Here is a 16,721-nt window from a genome sequence, read left to right as displayed (position 1 = left end):
GCGAAAGGATTCGAACCTTTGTCGTCCCGATTACAAATCGGGATGTTCTATTGAGTATGGTTATCATTGATTGTTTGAGGGAATAAAAACAAAAAAGACTCACTGTTTCCAGTAAGTCTTTAAGTGAACTTGGAAGGATTATCTTCGAACCGTCTGATACAAGATTTGAATTGGATTTTGAAATTAAATGTTTGATTATTAGCCGTTTGTGTTGATGTTCGGAGAGTTCGAATCCTTTTGCGATATGTTGACGGGAGCGATTTTTCGAACTTTTGTCCTAATATTTTAAGAAGTCTAATTTTCAATATTTTGGTTTTTAGTACTTTATGATTTGTAGTTCAAGTTCGAATCCTCTTGCCATATTGATTTTATTAAGTTTTCGGACTTTTTATAATAGCCAAAATACACACTTACAGATTGGAGTTGATAATAATCATCTCCAATTTTGTTTATAAAAAGAAATGTATTTTTAATCATATTGTTAATTACATGTTTTACAATTTCTTTTTTAAAATGCGAGTGAGGGACTGGAACTTTCTTTGTTTTTAACCCTGTTAGAGCCGTTTTCAACCGATGCAGCATTTTGCAAGATTATGCCATAATCTTATTTTCCATGCCTAAAACTGCGCTTTTACGTCTCAACGGAAAGGAAGGGAAACGAACTTATTTTGTTTTTAATCCTGTTAGCGCTGTTTTCCGACTGTTTTATAATCGCTTTGCCAGGATTCTGCCACAATCTTTGTTTATGCGCTTCAAACTGCATTTTTTATGTCTCGGCGGAAAGGGAGGGATTCGAACCACCTATTCCAAATTACTTTAAACCTAATTTTTAAAGGTATTTTTAATTTACTGCCACTAATTTGCCACTAAATATTTAGCTAATTTTAAGAAATAAATTTTTATCAGTGACTCCAAAAAACTTCATTTAATAATCCAAAGATACAATTTTTATAGACTCTTAAGTAAAAATGAATAAACTAAAATTATTAGCGTAACAGCGTCGTGTAATTTTGAAAAAGATTAATTATATTTTACGGTTAACCGTATTGTTTGTAGTGTAGTTTTTTTGTACTTTCGATCAACAATGCCAGATTTTAACTCAAAAAACTAATAAGACGATATTAAGTGAAATACTTATTTTATACAAAAATTTTTGATATCTAATAAGTATTTTAAATTAAAACCATGAAATACCTAATGATCAATGGAATTTGAAGAACATGTTCGAGTATACAAAGATAGGTTGAGAATATTTTTAATTCTTTATTATTTTGCTGATGATTATTCATCTAAAGAATTTCCTGAATATAAGAGAGTATTTAAAAGTGAGGTTCGCATACAAAAGTTGGATTTTCTCCTGCGAAACCCAGATTACCTTTCTTACGAATTATTACAATTGATTTCTGCTAAACCTGATTTGAAGGCAGAAATTAAAGATATCGTTAAGTCCATATATTTAAGTTCCGAACCTCAATTAAGAAGACTTGAAATGGAAAGGTTTTTCTTTGGTGCATACGAAGATATAGATGATGTCATTAGCTTTCTTTCGAGTATCGATTTCATTAAATTTACTAGCAAAAAAAGCTCTGATCTAAAAACCATCGAGAAACACTATTTTGTGACGGAATATGCTATATCAAAAGTGGATTCTGTAATTGCTGATTTACCAGCTATTGAATGGTATTTAAACAGGTGCAGACTTATAAAACAATATTTTGGCAATTTGTTGGGATCTAACCTAAAAGTTTCCCAATACAAAATTGAAGAATACAAGAATACAAGTTTTAAGAAATTTATAGGTGAAATTTCCGAAGCAGTTAAAGATAACTATTACCACATTTATAACGAGAGATTATGAAATTCGACTATAATAAATTTATGAAGGATCTACATTCCGATTTTAAGGATTCTTTTAGCTTAGAAGAAATTAAAAGTTTATTAAATCTTGAGGAAGAAATAGATAGGGATACCTCTTTGTCTAATGGTAAACGACTTACTGTAAATTACGTAGCATTCAATGGTAAAAAAGAAGAGGATGGAAATCAAAATATCGATAAAGTCGAAATAGATTACAAACAAGATATCTATTCAGGCGTAAATATTTGGGTTGCTGATAACTTAAAAGGAAAATCTAGTATTTTTAAGATTATCAAATTTGCATTGACAGGTAGCGACAGCTTAAAGCCAAATATTTCAAGATGGATAGATCAAATTTTGGTTGTGTTTAGTATAAATGATAAGAAGTATACTGTATTTATAAACAATTCAAAAAGAGTTAACGCGGTTTTATACAATAAGGAGATAAAATCTTATCCATCAGAAAATGAACATTTAGAAGATCAATTATTCGTTTCGTCTTCTAAAACCGATTTTGAAAATCAAATTCAAAACTTTTTTTTCAAACAATTGGATTACTATTCCCTTCGTTGGACACAAAAATCCTCTGTAAAAGATAAAAATGATCTTTTGGATGTCGGAGCTAGTTGGCTTACTTATTTTAAATCTGTTTTTTTAGAATCTAAAGATAGCGCGGAACTTATGTACGGTTCGCAAGGTACTAAAATTTTCCAAATGCTTTTAGGACTTCATTTAACTTCACCTATAAATAAATTGACGGTTCAAAAAGATATGTTAATGCATGAAAAGGGCAAGCAGAATGCCGATGATTCAGCACGGGATGAATTAGCCTCTGAGGAGAAAAATACTTTGCAAAAAGAACTTGAAAACGTAACAAAAGAACTTGATAATTTAAATTTAAACAAAAGAGAGTCTAAAGATATTGAATTTCTTGTTAATCAATATGATGCATTACTTAAGGAAATCGAAGTAGAAAATAATAAATCTTTCAAAGTTAACACTGATCTGCAGGACAATAGGATTCAGAAATTGAATGTTACCAAATTGATTCAATCGCTTGATGAAGAAAAAATCAAATTAGAGAAGGAGAATCGAAAAGTTGAACGGCAGCAAATAGACATTCAAGAGTATTTAGATATAGGGGTATTATTTTCCAATCTGGAGATAAAGTCTTGCCCAAGCTGTAATCATCCTGTCACTAATGAGAAGAAACAACATGCAGTGAATTCTCATTCTTGTGCGTTATGTAATGACGATGTTTCAAGGGATGAAGTTGAATTTAATACTGATAATCTATCAAGTAAGTTAGATAGTCTTGTCATATTAAAAGAAAATATTCAGGAAAGAATAGCGGGAATTAAGTTAGATATAGATACAGCGAGGAAAGCTGATAATGATTTGTACAGTACCCGTATTAGACTTGAACAAAAATTAAGCTCGATCAAGGACATAGCAAGTTTAAATGAGAAACTCAAAGAATTACAAGAGAAGATCAATATAGAACGGCAAAAAATGGTCCCACGGGATTCTGAAAAAGATATATTAATTGAAAAAAAAGCAATTTTAAACTTTAGGATTGACCAATTAAATCAGGGACCAAAAAGAATTGGAGATCCAAAAATAGAACAAAAAATTCGACTATTGACAAAGGCAGTGGAAGAATTAAATAGCCGAAGATTTTCCGACGGTCAATCAATTTTAAAAAAGTTGTCAAATTTGATGCTGTCCGAGGTGCAGTCCCTTGGTCTAAGAATTTCAGAAATTATTATTAATGATAAATTTGATATTAAATATAAACAAGATGGAGATTATCTCTCGTTTTCTCAAATTGCTGAAGGTGAGCAATTAAGGGCGAAGCTTGCGTTTTATTTAAGTCTTATACAATTGGATATTATTCATAATTATGGGCGCCATTCTCGATTTTTAATTATTGATAGCCCTGGTAAAGAGGAAGGTGATAAAAGTTACCTTGAGGGCTTAACCTCATTGATTAAGGAAATTGAGGAACGTTTTGGAGATCAACTTCAAATATTGATAGGAACAGCTGAAAGAAGTTTGGAAAATACAGTTTCTCATCAAAACGTATTTCCTGCAAACACGTACGTATTCTAATGGAAAGTCTAAAGGATCATTTCGCAAAAAAAAATACTCCGGAAAAGATTGATTTCCTTCAGCCATCATTTTTTAATGTTGTGGAGAAATCAAGTGAAAAGGAGTTAAATACTCTATTGCAAAAAATTGTATTAGATTCCTCTGAGAATACGTATGTTCAAAAGCTGGCACTTGAACGATTAATGGATTTAATATTTTTGGATAAACTTAAACCGCGTCATGCTTTATCTATTTTAATAGATAATTGGGATTCAATAGAACTTTCCTTGAATACTCTCAGAATAAAGTCATTATATTACCTTTATGATTATGAAGAAGAAGAGGTAATAAAAATTTATGAACAGTATCTCAGTTCCGAAGAATCAGAATTAGTTGCTGAAGCTTTTTTCCATTTAGGATTAGTAAATATGCAACTTGGCATGGCATCAAAAGATAAAAATATTTCCCTAAATGCTCTTGAAAAAAGCAAATTAGAATTTACAAGGGCCAGCTTGGCTATCGAAAATAGATCAGATGCAATTCTTATGAGCAAAATCATAGGCTTAACCATAAATGTTTTTAATTCTATAACATCAAGGTTGAGAGAAAGCCTTAAAGAGATTTGTGAAATTCTATTTACTATTGAATCTTATTCATTTAATTTTAAGAATGGTCCGTACTATATTGGCTTTTACAGAGTTTTAAATAGTTTAGTTAATATAGCAGAACAAAAACCTCTTACTTGGTTGGATTTCAGAACTGGTTTATCTTCTTTGTTCAAGGAATATGCATCAATTAAAGATCAAGAAATTAAAGATAGACTTTCTCTAAGTCATTTATCAAACAGTTTTTCTGAAAAATTAAAATCCGATTTTTTTCAACCCTTCTTTGCATTGAATTTTTCAGCCGAAAAATCTAGAATAACCGCTAGGCTTGGCGAACTGCCTTTGGACTCCCCAGAAACTACTTTTTTACAAGATCTACTAGCTTTAATAGACACAGATTCTAAAAAAAAAATTACTGTTGAGACCTTAATAAAACAACTGAAATTATTATTTCCATTGGTTTCTGATCCTACTTTGGAGGAATTGGAAGAGCGATATTCTGATGAGAATATAGAAACGAAGCTGTTTAAAATTTATAAAGATCTATCTAAACCATCTTTAACACAAGTAGATGATCATATTTTGAGAAGTTGTTTGTTAATGCAAAGTAACCGAAACTATTATGGAAATTATTCTGAGGATGATCGAAATACTTTTATAGCAAGTATGTTGGAAAGCGCAGGATATTTAGTAAAGGATCAGACACGACGTAGTAGGACCGAAACTGGAAAATCGGCGGGAGAAATAGACATCCTAATACAAGACAGCGAATATTATCCAATTTCGATTATTGAAGCATTAAACTTAGAGTCAGTCAATAGAAGTTATATCATAACTCATATCAATAAAATTTTCACCTATGATGCAAATGGATTATCAGATAATTATATTTTAGTTTATGCAAACGTGAAAAAATTTGGCGTGTTTTATAAAAACTATCTTGATTTTGTCGAAGCTCATGATTTCGAATATCCGCTGGTTGATCTAAGGGAAGACAGTGTATTGCAATACACTGAAATTAGAAAATTTACCATTGTCCATAATCGAAATGAAAAAAAGGTAAATATACACCATGTTTTAATAAATCTTTCTGATAGTGGAAGTGAAAAATAATGTGATAGTTTAACTTATCATACAACAATATATGTATAAGATCATATTTTTATTTAAAGACTATTTAATAATATAAATAATTGATATACTATAGCTTTCCTTTATGCATTAAAATAATAACCTCTATAAATTTAGATTAATGAGAATTGGACGAAATGACCCATGTCCTTGTGGATCAGGGTTAAAAAATAAATTTTGTTGTAGAAACAAGCCAAAAAAAGAACATTTAGAAAAAGAACTAAAAAAGGAACATTTTTTTTCGAAATTTGATAGAGTCGAGCTCTTGAAAACTCTTTCCGCTTTATCAGTTATACCAGAAAACCACGGAAAAAATTTGCGGATTGAACAAGCAATAATTGAAGCACTCCTTCATAGTGGAACCCAAACAACTATTCCAAATAAAGCCGAACTAAACTTTTACTTAGATAAAAATTATGAGTATCATCAGGATGAAGACATCTGTATAAATCCATTGACAGATTTGGTTACTTTCATAGGTGGCGATTATATTACTTTTCCAGGTGTAACTGATAATGGCCAAGAAATATTGAATAATCAATTAGGCGGAATTTTCCATTATCCAGACACGAATATTCCTGAATGGTTTAAATATAATACAGTACAGTTATCCAGTTTTATTCTCGGTATTTCCAATCTTGTAGCCAAACGTCTTGGTTACGATAGATATCTGAACGGGAGCAATAATAAAAACGAGTTGTTTGTTCCCGAGGACATCAAATTGGATGAAATTAAAAAATCTGTTTTCATCAGTAACGAGGACATGGAATCGTTTCTAAAAGAAAAGAACATTCAAGCAGAAGTGATGGAATATTTCATTGTTGTTCCGGAAAAAGAAATCGACGAATTTTCTTTAGACCCGTATAAAAATGTAATTCTTTACAAACCAATACTTAAAGTTGAAGAAGGTTATATTGTATTGTCGCCTTCAACAATGTGTCTTGCTTTAAGTGCTTCGATCTGGAATATGGCAAAAGAAGGTGAATGTATGAAAGTAGTAAATGATGCTTACCATTCATTTGCCTGGAATAATATAAACCTTGGTCTTAGAAAATTAGGTTTTGATTATATTGAAATTCCTGAAATCGTGTTCAAGGCAGGCAGTAAAGCTGGGTTTTATTTGTTTGACGATAATAAAATCGCATTGGTACGTTACCTTGGAGATAATGGGAAAAATTATGGTGAGAATGAAATTGGATATGGGGGGGGTGCGACTTTAGAAGGAGAAAATAAACCAGAAAAGATTATTAAGGAACTTAAAGCGCATCCTCTTTATAAGGAATATAAAATATTCTCCATTACTATTATTTCAGGAATTGGATCTGAAACCGGATACGCTATAATGAAAGATGGTGCCGACAGGATTTTGGCATTGCCCATTGAAGAATTTAATACATTAACATTGGTATCTGAAATGGATGCGCTTGATTTGTGGAAATTTGCAACCTTAAAAGATGAGTTTTTCAAAGATAATCCTTTTGCTTTCAGTACTTCAGCATTGGATCAAATGAAATTTTATAAAGAAAATTCAGATTCATTTTATAGGACAGACGATAGCGCAACAGTTATTCCTATATTGGCTTCGGGATATGCCAGAGATTGGTACTTATTGGCAAGAAAACGTCGTGACAAACATTCCATTTTAAGAAAAAAAAATGATCGATATAGATATGTAGGAGTTGAAAGGAAGGATAAGTTTATGCCGGTTTATCACAATGAATATGAACTAATTTCTGGAGAATTGAAATTTGCAGTTGAAGGGTACCTCCAACCAATTTGGGTCATAGCTGAAAACCTGGATTCCAGTATGTCACCAGGTCTAAAAAGCATGCATTATCAAATAACAGAAGGAATAAGTTATTGGTTATGGCAAATACAGGAAAGTATCAGAGAAAATATAGCTAAACTTGGCAAAGAACCCTTTGAAATTGCATTTGAACTGGATAAACCTGAAAAATTTGATAACATCGAAAGAGACTATATAAGAATTGAAGATTTAGGATCTTTTTTTAAAGTAGAGTTACGGGAGAATGGATTTAAGCTAATTATTCCAAGTGAAATCATTCCATATCTGTATGGGGAGGACAATGCTGGAGAGCGGGTCTTAGTTCGACAGATTCTAGACTCTTTTAACCAAATATTAATAAAAAAAGGGTTAGAAGACCTTTCAGAGGAGACGCTGGATGAAATTATAGAAAAAGATGTGCCTTTGGGTATGAAAAAGAAATTCTTTATCCTTGACAGTCGTGACAACTTACTAATTGATTCAACTAATCTCAAAAAGTACAGATATGTCCAAGAATATGATACAGGAAAAGTTTTAGACCAGATTGTTGGGAAGTTGGGAAAGTTGTGTCCACCAATCGGAGAAATAGCTACTAAAGATAAACGTAAGGAGCTTGCAAGGAATGTTACTACTAAAGTATTATTTGGTCTTTTGAACGAAAAAATAAATAAATATGATTCGAAAGAACTTATTCAACGTTTAATAGGGCTTAACGAAAGTTTAATCAGGGAAAGAGAAATGTTAAGGATACATACTCCAACAAGAATAGCATGTTTTGTTTCAGAAGAAGAACAGATAAAAGATGTTCATGAGAAACTTTCCAAAATTAACAGAACCACAATTGCTACACGATGTCTGATAGAGCACCTAGCTGCGGAACAAAACAATGGAAAAGAGAATTTTTCAACTACTGATATTGATGAGCTCCTAGCCATTATGGATCAAATTATCCAATGGGGATCAATTGGTGATATGATCCATTTTGATCTTTTTGATGTAAAGATGGCTGTTTTACCATCTGGAAGGATTGGTATTACAAAAAAAGATATGGAAGAGGTATTTGAGCCCTATCATAAATCTAAGACCACAGAAGGAGTGACAAATGCCGTAAGTTCATTTAATCATGTTTTTCCGCAGAATAAGTCAGATAAAACAGGAAAGGATGTACCAGAAAAACTGGACAAAGCATTTCTAGCTGATTATGGCGTGTCATTTACCAGGATTTGTTATTTCTGTGATTGGCTCTCTTACATAGGTTTAAACCAATCACAAGATTTTGCTTCACTACCTTTAAGTCAGCTGAGAAGTGAGATAAATAAATTTGCAACGCCAGAGTTTTCTGAGAATGAATTTCAAAATGTCATTGATTATCTATCCTTGAAAAAAAGAGGAAAAGTAGAAAATGTTGATAAGACAAGTGGTTTTGATATTTCCGATATCATTCCTTGGAAGTTTAACAGAATGTTATCACTATTGCGTAAACCATTGATACTTTTAGGTGAGTCAGGTGATGCTGATCAAATCGCTTTATGGGGTCCTAGGCATATTCTTGAAATAAAACAGTATTTAGCGGAACAATGCCAATCTGGAAGATTAAGAGTTCCCAAAACAGAATCAGAGATTATAAAAGTTTTAGGTGGTTTTGCTCAAGAACGTGGGGATAACCTAGTTAAAGCAATAGTCAATTCGATTGATCCAGCAGGTCTAATTATTGATCAAGAATGTTTTATTGGTCCAAACGTTGAGTTTAAGCATACATCCGATATTGGAGATATTGATGTTTTGATTATTGATAAATCAGCAAAGGAAATACTTAGCCTTGAAAGCAAAAGTATGTCCCCAAGTAGAAATATAATGGAAATGGTGTCTGAAGTAAATAAACTTTTTGGAAGTAAAAGTGAAAAAGGATGGATTGATAAACATATGGAAAGGCATGAATGGTTAGTTAAAAATAAGCAACAATTGACAAAAAAATATGGAATTGATGTTTCAGATTATGAGGTAAGATCATTTTTTGTGACAGATGAAGACATGCTTACCCCTCATTTAAGAAAAATGAATTTGCCATTGCCATTTATTACAAGATATGATCTGGAAAAAGATGGTTACAAAACTTTATCTAGAGCACAATAAGATGATACCAAGGAAAATATATAGAGGAGATGGTGATCCTAAAAACATGAGGAATTTGAGGTACAGTAGTTCCAGAGGTCAATATTATACCAATTTAATCAAAGGTGGCATTGGACAAAAGATTTTCTCGGAAGCTTTAATGGATTTGGTAAATGCTCATATTCTTTCAAGGTTCGATATTTCGCATTTTCTTTCCTTTACAGAAAGTAAAAATTCTGCTATGCGTTACGGACTAAATTTAATGAGTGGAGACGACAATGCTATAGAAGAATGCTCAATACCATATTATGATGATAATTATAACTGGGATTTTGCATTACTAACCTTAAATACTGACCTTTTAACATTTAATAAAGAACCTTATCCCGGGGTGTACGAGTTGAGCTATACACCGCAATTATTTGAATTTTCAAGACTTGGTTCCTACAAAGTGATTCTTATTGATGTGAGTAAGGCATTGGGAGAAATGAAATCAGAATCTTACACAACAGCATTAGAGTATAGTAAATATGATAGTGAATGGTTAGTACTTCCTGCAAACATAAAAGAATTCAATGGTGGTAAATCAGAATTTTCAGGAATACTGGATGGAGCATGCTTTGAGAGCCCTGAATATTTTATAATTGATAAAGAACAATATGACCTGAACAATACCCTTGATTATGGCTTTTAAAAGTGAAAAGGAAATGCAGACTTGGCTGAGTGACCTTTTTAAAAAAGGTCACTGCTTGGCTGAAATCGTTATAAATTATGAGGATTTTAGAAAAAATAAACGCTATGAAAATTATCCAGTATCTTCTCACCAAAAAATAATTCAAAGTTTTCAACATTGTCTCAACTCTTTTGAAAACCATGAAGTTCTTTCAGAGGATGTAAATATCTCTTCGAATTTGGGGGATGTATTGCGACCTGATTTCTTACTTTACTCGCCAGAAAGTGAAAGTATTCTTATAGTTGAACTTAAAAACCTAAAGGGGCCAACGAGACAAACCGCAACAGAAATTGGAGCTTATGCTGCTGAAATAAGGAGTTATCTGCCTTTTCTTTCAGAAGGTGACCTTGTAAATGTTATTATTTCAAGTGAATGGCCAAGTTTACTCTGTCACTTTGTTTATAACGAAATAGTTTGGTTGAATAGAGGCATTATATGTTTAGAGCCAATTCAAAATGGTGACGAAATGGCTTTGAAAATAATTGACCCCATTATTATTTTTAAAGATGAAGTAATACCTTTAATTTCTGCTAAACAATTAGGAGGGTACCAGATTTGCCTTTATGATGACCAAATTTTGGGAGGAGGTGATTATATGAGGCTAGAAGAATATGAGGAATCAATGCGGATTGCCTTAAACGCCATGTCGGCAAAGGGTAATTCTTTAAAAGCACATGGATTTGCATTTTTGTGGCGACACTGTTTTGATGTAGGTTTAGCTCCTTACAATATAACTGTGATAAATTTTGCTTCATTTCAAACACCATCACTTACGATGTACAATCCCATAATACAAAAAAGTGATTTCGGAAAGAGACTTCAAAAAGTAGTTCGAGATTATGATCCTGAAGGCCACAGTAGAACATTAGATGTTATAGCTGATTATGGAGAAATTTTTTTAAAGGAATTTTGTTCCCCTAAAGTAGAAGGTTATTCAAATTGGGAGACTTTAAAACCTAGAATCTTTACCAATACAGACGCTCTTGCGTTTATAGGGTGGGGAATTTTTCAAGATCTATTATTTGACCGTATACGGTTAATGCCAAAGCATGAAGAAGCTGATTTTCGATTTGAATTCATAGATCCACTATTTGCAATTGAGATGCTTAAAGAAATTATTCAGGAAAATTAAATGTAATTATATAATTTAGACGTTAAACGAAGCTAATTTATGTTGATTTAAACTTTGTATGTTTAAATACAATTATATTAACCAAAACCAATTGCAAATGAACGAGTGGAGAGCACGTCATCTTGAAGAGCGCGAAAGAAAAGATGTGGAAATTTTTGAAAAAATAAAGGATGATCCCAATGCCAGTGTTGATGATCTATGGACTTTGTCCGGAAAAAGATTCATTGAATGGAGAAAGTTACATGATTTTCCAAGATTACTAGAACATTTTGATACAGTTTTACCAGGATTTATGGAATGGAAACTGGAGTTTGGTTTAAGCAATGATACTATCATCCAGTCAGGAAAAATAACCCAGTTCATCGAAAAAAAAAGAGTAAGGAAAAGCAGAGCACTAAGAAAAAGAGATAGAAAGAAAGTCGTTTTTCTCACTATTCAAAAACTGGGTGATCACGAACTAACAATACTTTCAAATACCAAATTAGAAGGAAAAAAGGAGTATCTAGGCAATGAATATGAATTTACTTTCATTCGGGAAATGGAATCTTACCTCGATTGGTCAGAAAGAAATAACCGTTTCGTTAAAGTACTTTCCGTTGTACAAAGATCTGCCCCTGGATTTCCACAAGAAAGAGTTTTTATCAATGCCATTGGTCACTCAAACAATGACAATTTTGAACTTCTAAAAATGGGTGGAATAAAAATTCCGAAAAATGCTTTTAATATCCTTTTACGGGGTAAATATTTAGAATTTGCAAATCTTTGCGGATTAGAGCTTGAAGGAGAAATACATTTTGGCGAAATGGGTAATTTGCAATGCTCATACTGCGTGTGCGATAATTGGAAGGCTGTCAACATGGATATGCCGATGTTTAAAATCAGCAACAGTTTGATGTTAGATTTTAAATCTGTTGATTCAAAGCTTACTTCATGGAAATTCTACGGAACAAAGGTAACTGGGAATTTCATTAATACCCAGCTCCAGCGTGTTCTGATAATAGGTGGGGATTTCGATCCGCTAATGCAATCTTGCACACTCTTTAATACAGAAATCGTGAACGATAAATATACATATAACAATAATCTAAATGGTTTTAAAACTTTTAAAAAATTATATGAAGCACAAGGTGAGGATAAACTTGCAAAATCCTATTACGTCTTGGAAAATGAGTTTTTACGCTCAAAATTAACGGGATTTGATTTGTTCACGAAATCTTTGAGCTTTTATTATTGGGAATATGGCAGCAAGCCGCATCGTATCATTTATTGTTCAATTTTTATGATCTTGTTTTTTAGCCTTATCTATTGGTTAAATAGCGACCTTATTTCTATAAATACTGCAACTGGTGAATGTTTTAATTTTGCTAATAGCCTATATTTTAGCACTATTACATTTACTACATTAGGCTATGGTGACTATAGCCCACAAAGTTGGCTTAAAATCTTAGCGGCAATAGAGTCATTTCTTGGTGTAATTAATACCGGTTTCCTTCTCGCCGGCTATGCTAACAATAAGTACTAAGAAGTAATAAACGTATTTAAATATAAAAATTATAATTTATTACCTATGAGCCTAAACCAAAAAACAAACTCTGAAAGTCAACTGTCTGCAATTAATCAAAATGTGTTTTTTAAGGAATTTACTTTTAGCAAAAATGATTTCAAAATTGAAGATAAATCTGAACTGGAACTTGCTGATAATCTTGTTTGGCTGGATGACAAATGCTTTATTTATCAGACCAAGGAAATGAACCAAAGCTCATCAAATTATGAAAATTGGTTTAAAAGCAAAGTACTCAAAAAAGCCGTAAAGCAGATTAAAGACACATTGAACTATTTAGATGTCCATCACTCCATAATCATTGAAAATGAAAAAGGACATATTTTGAATGTCAGTGAGGCTCGAAAATGTGAAAATATAAAAAAGATTATCATTTATGATCCTAATGACGACTTTCCAGAAAAGCTGAGGCTTCGCAAATTTTACGAGAGTTCGGAAGTTGGAAATATACACCTTTTTCATATGGAGGACTATTTTCATATCTGTAAGTATCTTATAACCCCTAGTGAGGTCAGTGAATACCTGGATTTTAGAGAAGACTTTTTTGAATTTTATAAAGACGGTGCCAACCGTGTTCATGAACAATATTTATTAGGACATTTTTTTGAGACTCCAAATGTCGATCATTTTAATGCTGAATACATTAAAAATCTCAAGGATCAACATATAAAAAAGTTAGATTTTGATATTTCTGGTTTAATTGAAAACTTTAAAAATGCAATTATTAATTCTGGATTCGAATCTGAAACCCATTATTATCCAATCATAAAAGCAATAGCTCAATTAAAAAGAAGTGAGCTTATAGAATTTAAAAAAAGAATTTCTGCCGCTATCGAAAAATGTGAGAAATTTGAATTTATCACACCATACAAATTTTATTCAATGCGGACAGATTGTGCGTTTGTATTTATACCTCTACACTCAAAAAATATTAATAACGCAGTTGTAGCGCTAGGAAATTTAACATACGCTATAAAATATGACAACAAAGCAAGCAAAGCACTTGGAGTGGTGGTTTATCGAAACCCTGAAAATGTTGAAAAAATTGAAACAGCGTGGATGTTTATAGAAGAAGATTTTGTTTTTGATGAAAATATGGAAAAGGCATTAAAGGATAATTACCCTTTCCGTGAATCCATTCATAAGGAAATAAAGAATCCATACAAATAAACCTGATAAAAGAATCTTATTGTATATTAAAAATGCGATATTGGATTATATTTTTAAAATGATAATTTGGTTACTTATTTTCAATACACGGGAGTGTAACACTAACTAAGTGTATGTTGGTTCATGGTTTTCAAAACTAATTTAAATCACATATTTGAATTTTGTAGGTGTTGATCTCTACACAGATCCGAACCATCCTCTTCAGAATAGCATAAAATCCATTATTTTAATCATTTTCAAATTACAGCCATGATTCTGAAATAAATATAAATTCATGCTATTATCCAGTAAAACAGAATAAGATTGAAGTGTAAAAGCTATTTGTTAAACATGTAGATAAACTAGTCAAATAATTTGTTCTATTTTTCGTTTAAATATATAGGAGTTCTAATTAAAGGACTTTAATTAATACCACGCCATGCAAGCCGTTTATCTGTACATACGAGTCAGTACTGATGAACAGGCTGTAAAAGGATATTCCCAACGCAGCCAGTTGGATCGACTTGTGCATTATTGTAAAGATCACAATCTTATTGTTACCAAAACTATTTTCGAAGACTATTCTGCGAAAACATTTAACCGACCAGAGTGGAACAAGTTGTTCGCTGAGCTTAAGCTCACTAAGAACCAATCTTCACTTATTCTCTTTACTTATTGGGATCGATTCAGCCGCAATATTATGGACGCTTATAAGATGTTAGAAAGATTGCAGAATATGAAAGTCTCCATTCAGGCAATTGAACAGCAGATAGACTTCTCAATCCCGGAAAGTAAAATTATGTTGGCAATGTATTGGGCTACTTCTGAAGTAGAAAACGATAAAAGAAGCCGTAATGTACGTTTGGGAATGCAAAAAGCAAGACTGGAAGGAAGATGGATCAATAAAGCTCCTCTAGGATATAGAAATAAAATCACATCTGATGGAAAAAAATATATAGCCATCTACAAACCGGAAGCATATATTATCCGTGAGGCTTTTACAGCTATAGTGAGACAAAATAAATATTGTTTAACTGAAATATACAAGGATGCGGTATCAAATGGGCTTAATTGTAGTAGAAGTGCTTTTTATCGATTGGTAAGAAATCCTATTTATTGTGGTAAAATTAAAGTTCCGGCATTTGAAGATAAACCTGGAAAAATTGTTGAAGGAACTCATGAACGTCTTATACCCGTAATTTTATTTGAGCAGGTTCAAAGAATAATAAAAGACGCAGATTTAAACCATCCTAAAAAATTAACTTCAAAAAGGATAGCTAATGAAAATTTAATTTTTAGAGGTGTCCTACAATGTCCTAATTGTGGAAATACGCTTACAGGAAGTGGATCGCAGGGACATACTAAAAAATATTATTATTACCACTGTATGGGACGTTGTTCATACCGGGTAAGAGCTGACGTTATACATTTGAGTTTTCTTTCATTCCTTAAGAATAATAGAGTGGTAGAACCATTTTTAGAACTTGCCAATAGTATTTCAAAGGAAATTTATGGTGAAGAACATTATGATTATATTCAGAAAAAAGAGGAGATAAAGAAAGAAATGGAAAAATTGATTGATAGGGGATTCAATGCACAAAAGCTATTTTCAAATGGGAATATTGACTATGATGATTATATACTAATAAGAAGTCGTTGTCAGGAATCTTTAAAAGATAATACTGATAAATTGAGACAGCAGGCTTTAAAAATAGTGGCTGAAAAACATACAGAAAAGGGAACTGATTACATAATTAACCACTTAGGAGAGTTTTATGAAAATTCAGATACTATAACCAAACAGAGAATTATCAGGTTGTTTTTTCCGGAGAAAGTAAAAGTAATAAAAGGGAATATTGATAAAATGCTATCAGAAAGTGTTAAGACCATATTTGGATTAACTGTTTCAGCTTCGAAAATAAAAGAAATCCATGGTCAACAGACAGAGCAAGAAATAGTTGAGTTTTTTAAAGAATTATATTTTTTAGCATATGAACAAAACTTGAAAAATATCTAAAAATTAATTGATTAGTTTTTGATTTTTCAGAGTAAAGCTGATTCATTAAATTGCATTTGTATAAAACACTGAAAAACAGTTTTTTGTCCGACGTTTGAACTGTTCGAGATCCTGTATAGATAAGTTGATGGGCTTGACTTTTCGAACCTTTTGTACCACAGAAAAAAAATGATTTTAATATATAGTTGATTTTCAGTTATTTAATATTTTTGAAAAGGTTCGAATCCTGTCAGGTTCGTGACAATAATATGGAACTTTAATCGAAAAATTGACTAAAAAAGATAAAATATTGGTTTTTTAAGAAAAAATTTTTGCTTTAGAAGATAAGGTAAAAGAGTAAAAAGTACTTTAAATAGGCTGAATAAGAAGTGTTTATAAATAAAATGACACCATTTGGCCTAAATTGTCCTAATGGTGTCATTAAGTGAGCGAGAAAGGATTCGAACCTTTGTCGTCCCGATTACAAATCGGGATGTTCTATTGAGTATGGTTAATCATTGATTGTTTGAGGAAATAAAAACAAAAAAAGACTCACTGTTTCCAGTAA

General features: G+C 31.8%; 9 protein-coding genes. All 9 read left to right on the top strand.

Annotated features, from left to right (window positions below):
* Positions 1–1,204: 1,204 nt before the first annotated feature.
* The 9 genes from LIV57_RS22300 (at position 1,205) to LIV57_RS22260 (ending at position 16,174) form a co-directional block, all read left to right on the top strand.
* The gene (locus LIV57_RS22300) at positions 1,205–1,858 is read left to right on the top strand and encodes a hypothetical protein (RefSeq protein ID WP_227944379.1); all 654 of its coding nucleotides are present in this window, start codon (positions 1,205–1,207) and stop codon (positions 1,856–1,858) included.
* Complete coding sequence (locus tag LIV57_RS22295) at positions 1,855–3,969, top strand: hypothetical protein (RefSeq protein ID WP_227944378.1); 2,115 nt, start codon at positions 1,855–1,857, stop codon at positions 3,967–3,969. Before LIV57_RS22300 ends, LIV57_RS22295 begins: the two co-directional genes overlap by 4 nt.
* The gene (locus LIV57_RS22290) at positions 3,969–5,666 is read left to right on the top strand and encodes a hypothetical protein (RefSeq protein WP_227944377.1); all 1,698 of its coding nucleotides are present in this window, start codon (positions 3,969–3,971) and stop codon (positions 5,664–5,666) included. The genes LIV57_RS22295 and LIV57_RS22290 overlap by 1 nt, the downstream gene beginning before the upstream one ends.
* 139 nt (positions 5,667–5,805) lie before the next feature.
* Positions 5,806–9,603 (top strand): YecA family protein, encoded by a 3,798-nt coding sequence (locus LIV57_RS22285; protein WP_227944376.1) that lies wholly within the window; start codon positions 5,806–5,808, stop codon positions 9,601–9,603.
* 46 nt (positions 9,604–9,649) lie between these two features.
* Positions 9,650–10,276, top strand: coding sequence for a hypothetical protein (locus LIV57_RS22280; RefSeq protein WP_227944375.1), 627 nt, complete (start codon positions 9,650–9,652; stop codon positions 10,274–10,276).
* Positions 10,266–11,447 (top strand): hypothetical protein, encoded by a 1,182-nt coding sequence (locus tag LIV57_RS22275; RefSeq protein WP_227944374.1) that lies wholly within the window; start codon positions 10,266–10,268, stop codon positions 11,445–11,447. The genes LIV57_RS22280 and LIV57_RS22275 overlap by 11 nt, the downstream gene beginning before the upstream one ends.
* A 97-nt stretch (positions 11,448–11,544) precedes the next feature.
* Positions 11,545–12,969 (top strand): potassium channel family protein, encoded by a 1,425-nt coding sequence (locus tag LIV57_RS22270; protein ID WP_227944373.1) that lies wholly within the window; start codon positions 11,545–11,547, stop codon positions 12,967–12,969.
* Between the two features lie 45 nt (positions 12,970–13,014).
* A complete protein-coding gene (locus LIV57_RS22265; RefSeq protein WP_227944372.1) occupies positions 13,015–14,178 on the top strand; it encodes a hypothetical protein in 1,164 nt (387 codons plus the stop codon).
* 418 nt (positions 14,179–14,596) lie between these two features.
* Entirely contained in the window at positions 14,597–16,174 is a 1,578-nt protein-coding gene (locus tag LIV57_RS22260) for a recombinase family protein (protein WP_227944371.1), read from the top strand.
* Positions 16,175–16,721 lie beyond the last annotated feature (547 nt).

This window comes from Chryseobacterium sp. X308, assembly GCF_020733145.1.
In the GTDB taxonomy this organism is placed as follows: Bacteria; Bacteroidota; Bacteroidia; order Flavobacteriales; family Weeksellaceae; genus Chryseobacterium; species Chryseobacterium cupriresistens.
Note: the sequence above shows the minus strand (reverse complement) of the source record. Positions and strands in the feature narration are given on the sequence as shown.